Origin of the sequence: Brakhagea baltica (assembly GCF_052161605.1) — a bacterium.
Lineage (GTDB): Bacteria > Planctomycetota > Planctomycetia > Pirellulales > Pirellulaceae > JBKCUI01.
Map to the genome: position 1 here is coordinate 4,114,186 of NZ_CP197409.1, position 14,799 is coordinate 4,128,984.

Annotated in this window: 14 protein-coding genes; 2 read left to right on the plus strand and 12 right to left on the minus strand. The window is 51.8% G+C overall.

The features are described 5' to 3' along the window. Positions 1–34: 34 nt before the first annotated feature. From SH449x_RS15755 to SH449x_RS15765, 3 genes are read right to left on the minus strand one after another with little or no spacing between them, the layout of a single operon-like run. The gene (locus tag SH449x_RS15755) at positions 35–1,003 is read right to left on the minus strand and encodes a hypothetical protein (RefSeq protein ID WP_482377029.1); all 969 of its coding nucleotides are present in this window, start codon (positions 1,001–1,003) and stop codon (positions 35–37) included. A gap of 10 nt (positions 1,004–1,013) precedes the next feature. Then, the gene (locus SH449x_RS15760) at positions 1,014–1,547 is read right to left on the minus strand and encodes a hypothetical protein (RefSeq protein WP_482377030.1); all 534 of its coding nucleotides are present in this window, start codon (positions 1,545–1,547) and stop codon (positions 1,014–1,016) included. Positions 1,548–1,576: 29 nt separating this feature from the next. Next, positions 1,577–2,551, minus strand: a complete 975-nt coding sequence (locus SH449x_RS15765) for a hypothetical protein (RefSeq protein ID WP_482377031.1) — start codon at positions 2,549–2,551, stop codon at positions 1,577–1,579. A gap of 154 nt (positions 2,552–2,705) precedes the next feature. Between SH449x_RS15765 and SH449x_RS15770 the strand changes: the two genes are divergently transcribed. Next, on the plus strand, positions 2,706–3,017 hold the full coding sequence (locus SH449x_RS15770; protein ID WP_482377032.1) for a hypothetical protein: 312 nt from the start codon (positions 2,706–2,708) through the stop codon (positions 3,015–3,017). Between the two features lie 349 nt (positions 3,018–3,366). Here the strand turns inward: SH449x_RS15770 and SH449x_RS15775 are convergent, their stop codons facing one another. From SH449x_RS15775 to SH449x_RS15790, 4 genes are all read right to left on the minus strand, one after another. Further along, the gene (locus SH449x_RS15775) at positions 3,367–4,485 is read right to left on the minus strand and encodes a glycosyltransferase family 4 protein (RefSeq protein ID WP_482377033.1); all 1,119 of its coding nucleotides are present in this window, start codon (positions 4,483–4,485) and stop codon (positions 3,367–3,369) included. A gap of 18 nt (positions 4,486–4,503) precedes the next feature. Then, the gene (locus tag SH449x_RS15780; RefSeq protein WP_482377034.1) at positions 4,504–5,085 is read right to left on the minus strand and encodes a peroxiredoxin; all 582 of its coding nucleotides are present in this window, start codon (positions 5,083–5,085) and stop codon (positions 4,504–4,506) included. A gap of 134 nt (positions 5,086–5,219) precedes the next feature. Beyond that, a complete protein-coding gene (locus tag SH449x_RS15785; protein ID WP_482377035.1) occupies positions 5,220–6,434 on the minus strand; it encodes a cofactor-independent phosphoglycerate mutase in 1,215 nt (404 codons plus the stop codon). 4 nt (positions 6,435–6,438) lie between these two features. Beyond that, a complete protein-coding gene (locus SH449x_RS15790; protein WP_482377036.1) occupies positions 6,439–7,791 on the minus strand; it encodes a homoserine dehydrogenase in 1,353 nt (450 codons plus the stop codon). A gap of 90 nt (positions 7,792–7,881) precedes the next feature. On the opposite strand from SH449x_RS15790, the gene SH449x_RS15795 reads away from it, so the two are divergent. Next, positions 7,882–9,285, plus strand: a complete 1,404-nt coding sequence (locus SH449x_RS15795; RefSeq protein ID WP_482377037.1) for a tRNA modification GTPase — start codon at positions 7,882–7,884, stop codon at positions 9,283–9,285. A gap of 75 nt (positions 9,286–9,360) precedes the next feature. Here SH449x_RS15795 and SH449x_RS15800 read toward each other — a convergent pair whose 3' ends face one another. The 5 genes from SH449x_RS15800 to groES form a co-directional block, all read right to left on the minus strand. After that, positions 9,361–10,263: a dihydrodipicolinate synthase family protein gene (locus SH449x_RS15800; RefSeq protein WP_482377038.1), complete on the minus strand. Its 903-nt coding sequence runs from the start codon at positions 10,261–10,263 to the stop codon at positions 9,361–9,363. A 134-nt stretch (positions 10,264–10,397) separates the two neighbouring features. Beyond that, positions 10,398–11,759: an acetyl-CoA carboxylase biotin carboxylase subunit gene (accC, locus tag SH449x_RS15805; RefSeq protein ID WP_482377039.1), complete on the minus strand. Its 1,362-nt coding sequence runs from the start codon at positions 11,757–11,759 to the stop codon at positions 10,398–10,400. A 75-nt stretch (positions 11,760–11,834) separates the two neighbouring features. After that, on the minus strand, positions 11,835–12,332 hold the full coding sequence (gene accB / locus SH449x_RS15810; protein ID WP_482377040.1) for an acetyl-CoA carboxylase biotin carboxyl carrier protein: 498 nt from the start codon (positions 12,330–12,332) through the stop codon (positions 11,835–11,837). A 355-nt stretch (positions 12,333–12,687) separates the two neighbouring features. After that, complete coding sequence (gene groL, locus SH449x_RS15815) at positions 12,688–14,313, minus strand: chaperonin GroEL (RefSeq protein ID WP_482377041.1); 1,626 nt, start codon at positions 14,311–14,313, stop codon at positions 12,688–12,690. Positions 14,314–14,418: 105 nt separating this feature from the next. Then, complete coding sequence (groES, locus tag SH449x_RS15820) at positions 14,419–14,733, minus strand: co-chaperone GroES (protein WP_482377042.1); 315 nt, start codon at positions 14,731–14,733, stop codon at positions 14,419–14,421. Positions 14,734–14,799: the final 66 nt, after the last annotated feature.

Sequence of the window (14,799 nt, forward strand, 5' to 3'; positions counted from 1 at the left end):
AAAACGTGCCATCCATTTATTTGAACACTACGTACTACTTAGCCTTGCGTGCGGCTTTCGCCTTCTGGAATGCCTCCAAAAAAATCTCAAACCAGTCTTCATTTGCCTTAGAATTTCCTTCAACCCTCTTCCAATCAACTAATGAGTCAAACGATTTGAAGTTATCTCCAACACAGAATTCGAATTCTAGGTCAGTTGTTAAATTCGTCGAAGGACTACTCGACGATTTCCTCGCTTTTCTCGGGAACCAAAGATCGCCTTCTTGTGCCCACACTGTTTTCGAATGACCTACAACATCTTTTAGTTTCTTACCTTCGCGGTCCACAAGCCAAAAGAAAAACTCGGTTGGCAAACCACCGAATCTATCATCGAAAATGATTTCAGCTCTCGATCTATTGATTTCATCTCTTTTCCATTTGGTCCTCAAGATCGGATCTTTCTTCTCTTCACTCTCAAGCGTATACTTGAGCCATACCTGCACTGGATCGTACCGTCTCGGACTCGTCACTTGAAACGAAAGGCTTGCACCACTTGGACAATCCGGAATGGCACGGAAAAACTCTGCGAGCTTTATCTTGTCATCGTCGGAATCAGAAAGCGTCAACGCAGGTCTTTTTAGGGGTGCTTTCGCCGAATTCCCGTACTCTCGGTAGAGAGTCTCGTTCCCAACCCGAAGGACTTCAGTCCGATAAGGCACACCATCTTCCCGTTGTTTCTGCACCATTGAATACCTGATCTTCTTCGCAGGATTCTCCATCACGAAGCCGCTGGCCTGTTCAACGAATTCAGGTTTATTGTCAACTTCAAGTGCAGTTAGCGAAAAAAACGTCCATGCACTCTCCCTTGAGAGTGCATCAACCTCTAATAGAAAGTTATCCATCCTCGATTCTGCATCCGCGAAATCGACAAGGCTCTTTACTTGTGCATGTACTTTGCAAAAATCGAAAACTAAGCAGATTAGCAGTGCAAGGATGCAGTCTCTCATGACGAGCCACCATTTCATGTTCTAATGATTAATGAGTCACAACAACAGGATCACCAGGACCACCATTGATGTCACACGGGTCGCAGTGATCTACAAACCAGTCGCTGATAAACGACTTGAAGGAGACTATACTACTGACACACACCACTTGATTTGACACAGCATCCCACTCACCCCAACATTCCTGCTGGGTGATGCACGTTACCAAGCTAGAGTAAGTTCCAGTGTAACCAGTTCTGGCGAAAAGCACAATTTGTGGTGGATTGTTGTTGTAGATGATTACTTCGCCACATGGTCCGTGATGACCAGCAGGGGCGGCGTTGTTTCCGCAACTACCGCTGGTGCCACTACAAGGATAGCTCGCGCCTTGAAACTGGAAGCATACAGCCAGAGGATCATTTCCGCCCTGCGGTTCTATAAAAATGTTTTGTCCATTTGGAGTCAAGCCAGAACCAGGTTCGATCACTACAGGAGGAGCCTCATCGCCACTAACGACGTGAGCGCCCGCACAGGCACCCCCTAGAGACGCAAGGACACCAAGTACTAAATTTCTAACTCGCATTTCATACATCGAAAGAGTAAATTTCCAAACTACTTACAAAGAGAAATTTCACCAACAGACAACCATTGCGTAATGTCATCAGTGACTACCTCAATCTCAACGTTTACATTGAGCCTCGATTCCGAATCCAATTCATCTTGCCCAAGACGAAAGGAGTAAACCGCAGATTTGTCTTTCCTTGAAACAAGTTGGCAAATTGTCTCGTTGTCCGGCTTGTCGACGCGGCTGATCTTACATCTTCCGGTTGTGCTAAACGAGTCAAGCGAGGTTATTAAAAATCTCCCGCGTTTTTTCTCATCAACAATAATTCGGGAGGGCATCACGAGTAGTCGTGAGGTTCGGCAGCAGGGAACAATTGACGAATAAGAATTTAGTTCTTCGGTGACGGTGAGATCAATACCTGATAAAAATCCGATATCAGCGTCCGACAGTTCGCCTGAGGCCCGTAGTGCTACTTGACAAACCCCATTCGTGACGCTTTGCTTTACGATTTCGAATCGAGGATCGCCAAAACTAACTACCGGCTTACTGAGCGCAAGCTTAGACGCGTCGATTTCAAGTAGAAATTCCTTTCCAGGCTGGATTTTTAAGCAAGGCGGTCTAGTCTCTATGGCTTTTTCCAGCTTGCCTTCGATTTTAATACTAGTAGAACTGTTGTCGTCGAAGTAAACAATAATTTCTGCCCTAAACGGCCCTAAATCAGCTTTTTTTAACGCAATTTCAAGTTGGGAAAACCCATAAGACGCGCCTGTCATTTTCGCAGCAGAGCAACCGCAAGAACTTTTTGTAGCTACGATTTGACTCTCTTGGTCATGCAGAATGTTGACGAATCGCTTGTTGATCTTTTCAACAAAGCAAGTCCCGAAATCAACCGTGAGATCACCTGCCTCCGCGTATCGCCTGTCGAGGGTAACTACTGAGGCATCACCCTCGTCACTGGATGCAGTGTCCAGTGTGCAGTGTGCAGTAGCGAGCGCAAGAACCAACAGAGAAATAGCGTTCAAATTCTTGTCCCTTCAGATCAAAAGGCGGTTCAAACCCTCGTCTGGTTACCGTATCAGGCATCCAAGCGTCAACGGCTATTCGAAGAATATTTCTTTTTTCTAGCAGCCCCTCAAAACGTGCCATCTATTCATTTGAACACTCGAATACGATGATTTGCTTCAAAGAGCCTATGCACAAGTCAATAGTGCGATCGAGCGAAGCAAAGGATCCTATCAAGCGATCTTCGCAAAACTGAATGCAGCGGAAGCCGCAAAGGCCGAAGTCGAACTCCATCAATCTCGGCTTGACGATTACTTCTCCGAAAATGCCTCCAGGACCATCATACTGTCCGAGTGGCTCGATGCGGAAATGAGGCTCTTCAACGCCGAACGAGATTTGGCAGAACAACAGGTCGAACATATGCGTAACCTGACGCAAATCAAATTCGAATCCGGCACCCTGCTGACAATCCAAGCGGAACGATAGGAACAAGCGGTAAAACCGCCGCGCTATCTCACAAATTGTCGATCTGGGGCCTCATTCGATCGCATAGAGATGCCGCAGGCTTGCCCTGCGCAGCTTCACGTTTCTGGCTAAGCAATAACTCCCCCAACGTTCCCCCTCATCCCGATTCGGCGGCGAAGCCGCCGAACCGGGATGGGGGGGGAGATTCTCCACTTATTTAGCGAGAAGCGTAAGATTCCCCACGTCAAGCGGGGGGCATTTCCACAAAATAGGTCAGTTAGCTGCACAGCTACCCATCGCAATAATTACCCAATCGAATCCATTGCAATGAAGCTCATCGCCAACTAGGTCAAGATGAAAGCCTTTTTCTCTACGGATCGTGCTTTTCGTAGATCGATCGATGGTACAACTCTTCGTACTTGGACAACTGGGTCCGCAAATCGAATTCACTTTGCACTCGGATTCGATTCTCATCTCCCAGCTGCTTTAATTTGGCGGGGTCCTTGGCTAAACCGACAATCAATCTTCGCCATCCGTCCCAATCTCCTGCAGGAACCGATTGCTCTCTACACTGCTCTCCCAGAACCTCTTCAACTCCCTCGACCGACATCGTCGCTACTGGCTTGGCCAAGCTCATGGCCTCCAAAATGACATTGGGCATCCCCTCATATCGGGTCGGAAGAATCAATAATCGACAGCCTCCGATCCAACTGGGGACTTGATCGCTTTGACCTATTACGTGAATTCTTTCGCTAAATGAAGATTCTGATTTAAACTCCTCCAGCCTCGATCGCCACGGTCCATCGCCAACGATTACCAAGTGCATGTCCGGCAGGGCTCGTAGCAATCGCTCCCCACGTGCGATGAGAATATCAATTCCCTTCTGCACATGAAGCCGCCCGACGAAAAGCAAATAATCGAACCCTTGCTCCAAGATCGGATGATCGCGACCCTCGAGTGCTCGTCGTTGCATGGCCTCTATATCAACACCATTTGGAATGACTAGCAACTTCTCTGCCGGCAGCCTCTCTACTTTCTCGCACCAATCGCGAGTCGAACGGCTAACGCAAACAATGCTCTTCATTCTCCGAGCGGCCCAGCGACTAAAAAGAAATCGCCAACGCCTGGGATCGGAAACTCGTACGCCACCAATCAACGGTATTGATGTTGACCGCAGTGCGTACGACGCCATGACATTGGCATGCCACAATAAACTCTGGACCAAATCAGGTGGATCGGAATCGATCAAACGCCGGAATTGTCTGGCAGCCCCGACAAATCCGAACATCGAGCTGCACTCGAGAAATACGCATTCGACCGATGCATCTTGAAGATCTCTTAGCAATCGATCACGATCCGAGGGGGGCTTGGGACCAATTGCAATGACTCTGACGCGGTGTCCACGTGAGTTCAAATACTTAGCTAACTCGACACAAAATGTCTCTGCGCCGCCGACATCCAATTCGGTTATGACAATGTCTAGCCGCAATGTGACTCTGTCTTTCCTCTACTCGGCTGGCTTTGGCTGCTTGCGATCCACCTTGAGCTCTGCAAGTAGTTTTGCAAGATCATTACCGTGCGAATCGGTATTCACTTTGTCAATCACCGCAAGAACCTTGCCATTCTTTCCAATAACAAAGGTCACGCGAGCCGCAGCACTTCGATCTGCATTATACACACCGAACTTTTTGGCATTCTCGCCGGTCGGATCGCAAAGGATCGGATAATCAAGCTCTAAGCTCTTCGCGAAATCCGCATTCTTTTCGACATCATCTGTGCTAGCCGTGAAATAGGCTACGTCGAACTCTTTGAGCATGGCACCGCTCTCCTTGAGCGACTTGCACTCCTTGGTACAGCCACCGGTAAACGCTCGTGGGAACCAAGCAATAATGACAGCTTGTTTGCCAACTAGCTCCTTAGAGCTGTAGGTCTTTCCATCGCTCCCTGTAAAAGAATACTCAGGAGCCGCATCTCCCACCGCAGGCCGCTCGGTTGCAGTGCCTTGAGCGAGCCCAGTACTAACAATCGCAGTACTACCAATCGCGAATAGAGTACAAACGAGGGACAAAGATAAAGCAAATTTTCGCATGATGCATCCTAAGAAAACAAGTTCGAGTTGGGCCGCATTTCGACCTCATTATAGCGAAGTGAATCTGGGCAAAATGATTGCTTGCAGGAAACTTCGCCAAGGATTCACAAACCCAAGGCGACCGGCATACCGGCTCAGCTCATCCACCATGGCATCAATTCGCAACCATTCTGAAAAACGAGCGAACTTTTCCCGGCTGACTCTTCGTCGTAAGTTTCACTCGCGTCCGGTGCGATCCCGGTCCCGCAAGTTGCTGCGGGGACATACCCGTGAGCATGCTTCTTCGTGGAAACTGGCGTAGGATGGTCCGGCATGACCAAGATCCGATGGTCACCGTATTGCTTTAAGGCCTCATGAACGGGACCAACGATCTCGCGATCGATAGACTCCAACGCCTTGATCTTCTCGTCAACTCGCCCTTCGTGGCTAGCTTCATCGGTGGCCTCGATGTGAACGCATACAATGTCATACCGCTCCAGTGCTTCGATTGCCGCAAGCCCCTTGCCCCGATAGTTCGTATCGAGATAGCCTGTCGCTCCCTCAACCTCAATGCGATCCCAACCGATCAGTGCGCCCAGCCCCCGCAGCAAGTCGACCGCAGTGATCATGGCCCCCTTTGCCCCAAATCGGGATTTGAACGAAGGCAACTGTGGAGTTTTGCCAAGCCCCCACAACCATAGGTTTGTGGCTGGTCGTTTGCCAGTTGCGACTCGCTTTTGGTTAACGGGGTGTTCCGCGAATAGTCGCTGGCTCTCATCCATGAATTGGCACAGAAGCTCACAGCCTGGTCCCTTAGGAAAATCTGATGCTACCGAATCATCGGTGAGATCATGCGGTGCCGTGGTCTTGGTGTCCATGGAAAACGGTGCCTCGCTTCCAGACTTGTTCGCAGCATCGCCTCGATAGATCAACAGATTGCGATAGCTGACACCAGGCACGAATTCCCAATTCGGTCCCCCCATCGCTTGCTGTGCTGCGATCAACAACTCGGCTGCTTCCGCGTTACTGATATGGTCGGCGGTAAAGTCGACCATGATCTGATCAACAATCGTGACTAGATTGCACCGGATCGCCCAATCGTTCGGCCCCAGATTTATCCCCTGTGCAGCCGCCTCGATAGGAGCACGCCCGGTAAAGTAAATGTTGGGATCGTATCCAAACAACGCCATATTGGCGACTTCGCTGCCCGGGGTGAAACATCGTGGTACGTTATCGCTGCATGCAACCAACCCTTCCTTGGCAATCCGATTCATGTTGGGGATGTTGGCAACCTGCAATGGCGTCTTACCACCGAGCGACTCCACTGGCAAATCTGCACAACCGTCGGGAATGATGATGACTCGCTTCATGGTCTTATCTTTCAGAGGATTTTTCGAGTTGGTCGTTGTCGGCGACTCGCAAGTAAACCGAATCACCTCGGACGCTGCTGAGTTGGCGGATGGCTTCGTTAGCGGTTGAAGCAGCAGATTCCGATGCGTGGTGGGTCATGATGACTAGTGGGACTGTTGGCTGGGTTGGCTCGACCCGTTCGCTCGCCTTCGTCGGCTCATGTTGAATTATCGAGGAAATGGAGATCCCGTGCTCACCGAGAATGCCTGTGATTTGAGATAGCACGCCAGGCTCATCGGAAACGTTGAACCGCATATAGTATCGACCCAACGTTTCTTCGTAAGGCATGACACCGATCTTGGATTCGCGATCCGACCATAATTCTAGCCGACGAAACGTAATGTCCGTACGACCCGCAGCCGTATCGATCATATCGGCTACCACGGCGCTGGCAGTAGGCATCTGCCCGGCTCCCTGGCCATGATAGAACATGTCCCCAACCGCATCGCCGATCACTGCAATGGCGTTGTAGGCACTGCGAACTTCTGCAAGAGGGCGACCGCACCGAATCAAAGTTGGCGATACGTGCAATTCCAGAGACCGCCGGTCCTCGTGCAACTGAGCTGTCGCCAACAAACGAATGCGATAGCCAAGCTCTTTCGCAAACTGAATGTCAGCCGTCTGAAACGCCTCTAATCCACGACGGTGCAAGCTTCGCCATTTCACACGCACTCCAAATGCCAAGTGTGCGAGAATGGCCAGCTTTTGCGCGGCATCACTGCCATCGATATCCATGGTGGGGTCCGCCTCCGCATAACCGAGCGATTGGGCTCGTTTGATCGCGGTGGCGTAATCGAGCCCACTATCTTCCATCTCGGAAATGATAAAGTTGCTCGTGCCGTTAAGAATTCCTCGCACCGAAAGAATCTGATTTGCGGACAAGCACTGCGTGATGTTGGCGATGATTGGGATCCCTCCTCCGACGCTGGCTTCGAAAGCGATCGTTCTCCCCAGCGCCCGGGCGCGGTCGAACAGTTCTTCCCCGTGTTCTGCTAGCAAAGCTTTGTTGGCGGTGACAACATCTTTGCCCGCCTCTAGCAATTGCAACATAATGGTCCGAGCGGGTTCAATCCCCCCCACTAAGTGTGCCACGACCTGGATCTCAGGATTCGACAGGACAAGATTCAAATCGTCGGTTAAGATGCCTTTGGGCAGATCGATATCACGGGACTTTTGCAAATCGCGAACGACGGCTTTTTCCAGCCATAGAACTCGGCCCGCGTGCCTAGCCAAACGGTCTCCGTGATCCAAAAGTAGCCTAGCCGCCCCCGTTCCGACGGTTCCCATGCCCACAATTGCGACTTTCGTTTTCTCCATCTATATCTATGTCATTCGTCCAAGAGTTAGCGGCAAGGAAAACGCCCAATGTAAACCAACTTGCTCGGTTGGCAAACCGTGTTGGAGGCAATGTTGAAGTTCGACACTGAATCCACTATTTGCTCCATAGCGACCGGCCCCGTGGGTGCCCCGAGGGGTGCGATTCGTATTACGGGACCTGATGCCATCTCGGTCGCCAAGCGTGTTTTTGGAGACTTTAACACCCCTAAATCCCCTCGTCGGATCGTGAGCCGAATCGAACTCGACCGTCTAGGCCCGATCGAAACGGCTCTGTTCGTCTGGCCCGATTCCAAAAGCTACACCGGACAGCCATCTGTCGAGATCCATTGCTTGGGGGCTCCGATTATTCTGCAATCCATTCAGCGACGCTTGCTCGATGCGGGGGCTGCGTTGGCTCAACCTGGGGAGTTTACGCTGCGTGCCTTTCTCTCCGGCAAACTCGATCTTACGCAATGCGAAGCGGTACTCGGTGTCATCCACGCGACTAATGAACGTTCTCTCAATGTCGCACTCAAACAACTGAGCGGCGGACTGGCTACCCCCCTGAAAACGGTTCGCACGATTTTGATCACGTTGTTAGCTGACATCGAAGCCGGCTTGGACTTCGTCGACGAAGATATCTCGTTTATCTCGGATGCCGAGGTTCAAAGTCGCTTGGCAGAAGCTTCTCAGCTCGTCTCGCAGATTTTGGCACAGATCACCTCGCGAGCCGGCCAGCAGCACCATCTCCAGATCGTGATCGCCGGTCCTCCCAACGCTGGCAAAAGCTCTTTGCTCAATGCGCTAGCCCAAGATCAGCTAGCCATCGTGAGCCCAGAACCTGGCACGACTCGAGACTTTGTTCGCTGTCGACTCCAGGCGGATGGTGTTCCCTATGATCTGCTCGACACAGCGGGAATGGAATCGGTCACGGACGAATCCCCGCGAGGCATCGCACAGTTTTTCACGCAAGAACAGATCGACCAGGCCGACTTGATCCTGCTCTGCAGCTCATGCGTTGAGAACTCAATCGACCAAGTTTCACAAGTGGGCCAAGAGCTAGGCAGTGCCAGTGAACCTGTCCATCACGTGCAGGAAACTTCACAACCTGAGACTTGGCGAATTACGACCAAGATCGATTTGTGTGAATCTACCAATTCGCAACACACAGTTGCACCTAGGCACTTCGCGATCAGCACGAAAACCGGCGAAGGGTTAGCTGCCCTTCAAGTCGCAATGCAGCTCTGGGTTTGCGAAAAGAATCAGCAGCTTATCGATGCGCTTCCCATGACGGCTGAGCGTTGCCATGATGCTCTGAAGAATGCGACGGTAGCTTTAGAAGAAGCTTTGCGTGCAAGCCAGACCGGAACCGGAGAAGAGATCGTCGCCGGCGAGATTCGTTTGGCGCTCGATGAGATCGGCCAAGTTGCCGGAGTGGTTTATACCGACGATATTCTCGATGTGCTCTTTAGCCGTTTCTGCATCGGCAAGTAGTTAGGCACACAAAGATGCCGCAGGCTTGCCCTGCGGAGTATCACGTTTCTCGCTAATCCAAGGAGCCGCCAAACTTCAGCCTTTAAGTGCCATCGCTGCCTGAGCTATGCTTGATTGCTCTTCCTCGGTCAGTTCGCCTAGCATGGGTTGCATAGGGCCAGTGGGGGCGACGGCCACCGAAACGGCATGATGCAGAACTCTAATGGGGTTGATGCTGTTGCGCAAGTCCTCGAGTGGAGCAAACATCTGCCGTATCTCCTCCGCCTTGGCGTAGTCCCCTGCCTGAATGGATCGCAACATTTCCAGCGAAAGCTTGGGGTTGATGCATACGCAGCCGCTTGTGAAGCTGGTCATGCCAAAGTCTCGCATATGCACGATGGCTGGCTGTTCGCCGATTCCACTCACCAGGATATTGTTAGGAATGAGGCTTAGAATCTCGTCCAAATAGGTATCCTTAGATGGATCGTTCCGCACGACCGCGTATTTGATCCAGCTTATCATTCCGTCATAAACGAGCCCCTGCACCGTCTTCGGGCTAAGCCACCGATCATGCTTGAGATAGAGAACGATTGGCTTGCCGAACGTTGCTACAAACTTCTTTATTCCCTCGACAATTCCTTTTTCCGCGACGATCTCTGTTTGAGGCAGGATCATAACCGTCGGAAATGGATAGTCCTTCAAAACCTCTGCTTGATCCATCATCATGCCGAAAGAGGGGCCAACCGACGGGATGACCAGCGTGTCGATCATGGTGTTCTCGACCAGGACATTGAGAGCAGTCGCGTACTCGGAGGGTCTGAGATGATAAAAGACCGCGTTGCCGCCGTACAGCAAGGTAGAAATACCCGCAGACTCAAGGTACTGGATAATTCTAGTATTTTGCTGATTGCAGATTTTGCCAGTCGCATCTCTCGCGAGGGGCGGTACTGCGATCACACTTTTTGCTAGAACTTCTGGAGTTACCGTTATCGTGCGCATGGTTCGCTCCTGGCTTGTTGAGCCCAGCAATTTCGAATGATAGATGCTGGGATGAATGGTTTAGGGGAGAACTGCATTCGGTAGGCTGAGGCTTGAATCACCAAGGCTCAATTACGATTGCAGCGTCTCGAAGTCTAAGCTAGCTGCTTTATCCGTGGAAGCAGTTCTCGTTCGATCCACTTTGTATCAATGGTTCCATCGACAAACTCCTGCTGGCGAAGAATGGTTTGCTGGAAGCTCGCTGTCGTTTTGATGCCAGTGATCCGAAGCTCGCTTAGTGATCGAAGCATGCACTCGATCGCTTCATCGCGAGTCGGCCGGTGAACGATGATCTTGGCGATCATGGAATCATAGTAAGGGGGGACGGTGTATCCCGCGTGAGCATGGGAATCGACTCGAACTCCCATTCCACCTGGAATATACATTCGATCGATCTTGCCTGGGCAAGGCTGGAAATTCTTGTCCGGATCTTCGGCATTGATGCGGCATTCGATTGCTGCACCACGAGGTACAATTTCCGCTTGAGTAAACGGCAGCTTCTCGCCCGCCGCGACTCGAATCTGTGATTGAATCAAATCAATCCCTGTTACCATTTCGCTAACGGGATGCTCCACTTGGATCCGGGCATTTACCTCGATGAAGTAGAATCGATCGTTTTGGTCGACAATGAATTCTACCGTCGCGGCATTGTGATAGTTCGCTTGCCTGACCATACGCACCGCAGCTTCGCAGAGCTCTTTTCGAGTGGCTTCTGGCAATCGGCACGAAGGGCTTTCCTCCACCAGCTTTTGGTGTCTTCGTTGGGCCGAACAATCTCGTTCGAACAAGTGACAAACGTTGCCATGCTGGTCGGCAATGACCTGAACCTCAACGTGTCGCGGTCGATCGATATACTTTTCCAGGTAGACGCCAGCGTTTCCAAACGCAGCTTGTGCTTCTGCTTTGGCCTGAGAGAGCGATGTTTGCAGTGCGCCTTCGTCGGCGGCGATTCGCATTCCCTTTCCTCCGCCACCCGCAGTGGCTTTGATGAGGACAGGAAAGCCGATCTTTCTGGCAGCTTCCAGTGCTTCGGTCTCACTTTCTAGCAATCCATCGCTGCCGGGGACCACCGGGACTTTTGCAGCGATCGCCATTTCGCGAGCCGTGTTCTTGTCGCCCAGTTTTTCCATCGCCTCGGGAGATGGGCCGATGAATTCGAAGTTCGAGCTGCGGCAGGCTTCGTTGAATTGAGCATTTTCTGCGAGAAAGCCATAGCCTGGGTGGATGGCGTCGGCACCACTCGCTTCGGCAGCGGCTATGATGCGTTCGAATTTCAGATAGCTATCGATCGACTTGGGCGGGCCAACGCAAAACGCTTGATCTGCGAGATCTAGGTATTGTGAACCGCGGTCCGCCTCGCTGAAGACTGCGACCGTTTCAATTCCCATTTCTTTGCAGGCGCGAATTACGCGCAAGGCGATCTCGCCTCGGTTGGCGATCAATACACGATTAAACATGGAAGAATGTCCTTAGTGCCGAGTTTTTGGTGTGTCGGCCCGCGATTCCCTGGCCTGGACCAACTCTGAACCTGATTAACCCCTAGTATCGACTTTGAAGAGTGGTTTGCCAAAATCGACAGCCTCCTCATTTTTGACCAGAACCTCGACGATTTTCCCGCGAATTTCGGCAGGTATTTCGTTGAAAACCTTCATGGCCTCAATGATGCAGACCACGGTGTCAGGCTGAACTGTGGCACCAACCTCGACGAAGTTCTTAGCGTTAGGGTTAGGTTTTGAGTAAAACGTCCCTACCATCGGCGATTTGATGATAGCGATGTGTGCACCGTCTGCGGCGGGTGCTGAGGGGGGGGGCGAGGCCGCTGGCGCTGCGGAAGGGGGCGGAACCTGCGCCGCTTGTAATGCCATGGGGGCAGCGATCATGGGCTGGCCGTGTCCGGTTCCACAGAGCCGAATTCTTTGATTTTCGTGGCGGAGATCAATTTCTCCTAAATCGTGTTCCTTCATCAATGCGATCAGCTTACGAATACGCTCGATGTCAAACACGTCTTTGGGCTGGTTCGATTCCGTCATATAACAGGCCTTGGGTATCCCCGGAAATTCTCAAGAGTTTCGCTACTCTCGGGCAAGCAAATGGCTTGCCCAGTCAAACCGCAAAACGTATCGCGGACGGTCGCCGCACACTATTCTTTGCAGAACCCTGTTTTATACAGTCGGTCGCTCAGTCCTGGAAGCCCCGACGGCAACCAAAAGAAGCGAGCCTGCCATCCGTCTAATTTAGTAGCATCGATCCTGCGATTGACTCCGCAGTTCGCTGAGGTGATCACCCAAGCAAAAAGCCCTGGGAGTGACTCCAGGGCTTTGTCTTGTCTTTACGCACAGGATTCGCAGGAGCAGATAGCTCGGTTGCTAGCCCGAATTGCGATTTTTAGTACATGTCGTAGTCGCCGCCAGCAGCAGGCTTCTTGCCGTGATCATCCTTTGGCTTTTCGGCGATCAAAGCGTCGCTGGTGAGCAGCAGAGTGGCAACCGATGCCGAGTTGGCCAACGCTGTTCGCGTCACCTTGGTCGGATCGATAACGCCAGCCTTAACCATGTCCTCGTAGACGTCAGTGAGGGCATTGTAGCCTTGGTTGCCCTTGGCTTCCGCAACCTTCGCACACACGATGCCACCGTCTTGACCAGCATTGCTTGCAATCATGGTCAATGGTGCGCGGCAAGCACGTAGAACGATGTTGTAGCCGGTGATCTCGTCTTGGGTGAGGGACTCGCCTGGCTTAACTTGGGTCGAAGCTCGAAGCAACGCAACGCCACCGCCAGGAAGAATTCCTTCTTCGATCGCAGCGCGAGTGGCATGCAATGCATCTTCAACGCGAGCCTTCTTTTCCTTCATCTCGCTTTCGGTCGCTGCCCCAACATTCACCTTGGCGACACCGCCAGCAAGCTTGGCGAGTCGCTCTTCCAGTTTTTCACGATCGTAATCGCTGGTGGTGTTTTCGATTTCGCGGCGGATCTGGTCAATTCTAGCCTTGATGTCGCTAGCCTTGCCTGCTCCCTCGATGATAGTGGTGTTGTCTTTGTCGATGATGACCTTCTTTGCACGGCCGAGATCGGCCAAGGTCAGCATTTCCAGCTTTTTGCCGAGGGCTTCGAAGACAGGAGTTGCGCTGGTGAGGATGCCGATGTCTTCCATCATCGCCTTGCGTCGGTCGCCGTAGCCAGGAGCTTTGACCGCTGCAACATTGAGAGTACCGCGAAGACGGTTGATAACCAGGGTCGCGAGAGCTTCGCCATCAACATCTTCAGCAATGATCAACAATGGCTTGCCTTGCTGAACCACTTGCTCCAACACAGGAACCAAATCCTTGATGCTGGAGACCTTCTTTTCGTAGACCAAGATGTATGGATCTTCTAGAACGACTTCCATGGTGGTTGGTTCGTTCACGAAGTAGGGCGACAAGTAGCCGCGATCGAACTGCATGCCTTCTACGAATTCGAGTTCGTCCTTTAGGCCCTTGCCTTCATCGACAGTGACGACCCCGTCCTTGCCAACCTTGGACATCGCCTCAGCCAACAATTGGCCGATCGAACGATCGTTGTTAGCTGCGATGGATGCGACGTTTGCCATCTCATCGGTGTCCTTGATCTTAATGGACATCTTGTGAAGCTTCTCGGTAATGTCGGCTACTGCCTTTTCAATACCGGCCTTCATTTGGATCGGGTTTACGCCAGCGACTACGGCCTTGAGGCCTTCGTTGAAGATGGCTTCGGCCATGACGGTTGCGGTGGTTGTTCCGTCACCAGCGACGTCGCTGGTCTTGGAGGCCACTTCGCGGACCATACGAGCGCCCATGTTTTCGTAGACGTCCTCTAGGTCGATTTCCTTAGCAACAGTCACACCGTCCTTTGTGACGGTTGGGCTGCCAAAGCTCTTCTGAAGAATGACGTTGCGTCCTCGGGGGCCGAGGGTCACCTTGACCGCGCGGGCCAATTTCGAGACGCCACGGCGAATTGCCTCACGTGCCTCTTGATCAAAAGCGATAATCTTTGCCATCGATGTCTTTCTCCGTACTGGATATTTTAAATTTGATTGGAATGTCTTAGGAAATGGAGCGTTCTCGGGCTGCCGTTAAATTCGCAGTTCTGCGAATTTGGGGGCCTAGCCGATGACTGCGAGAACTTCGCCTTCATTCATGAGCAGATACTCTTCGCCGTCAACCTCAATGTTTTCGCCGGCATAGCTGGTAAATAAAACCAGATCGCCAACCTTGACTTGTAGCGTCGATCGGCTGCCATTTTCGAGCACTCGCCCGTCTCCGATCGCAACAATCTTGCCCCGCGTCGGCTTGTCCTTGGCGCTGTCTGGCAAGAAGATCCCGCCACTGGTTCGCTCTTGTGACTCTTCTCTCTGGACAACAATGCGATCCCCAAGAGGAACTAGCTTTACTTTTGACTTTTCTTTGGTCGCAGCCATGAATGGTGACTCCGTAGAGGTGTATCGGAATGTGTCAAGGATTGGAAAGTTCTGACAGGCTGGTGT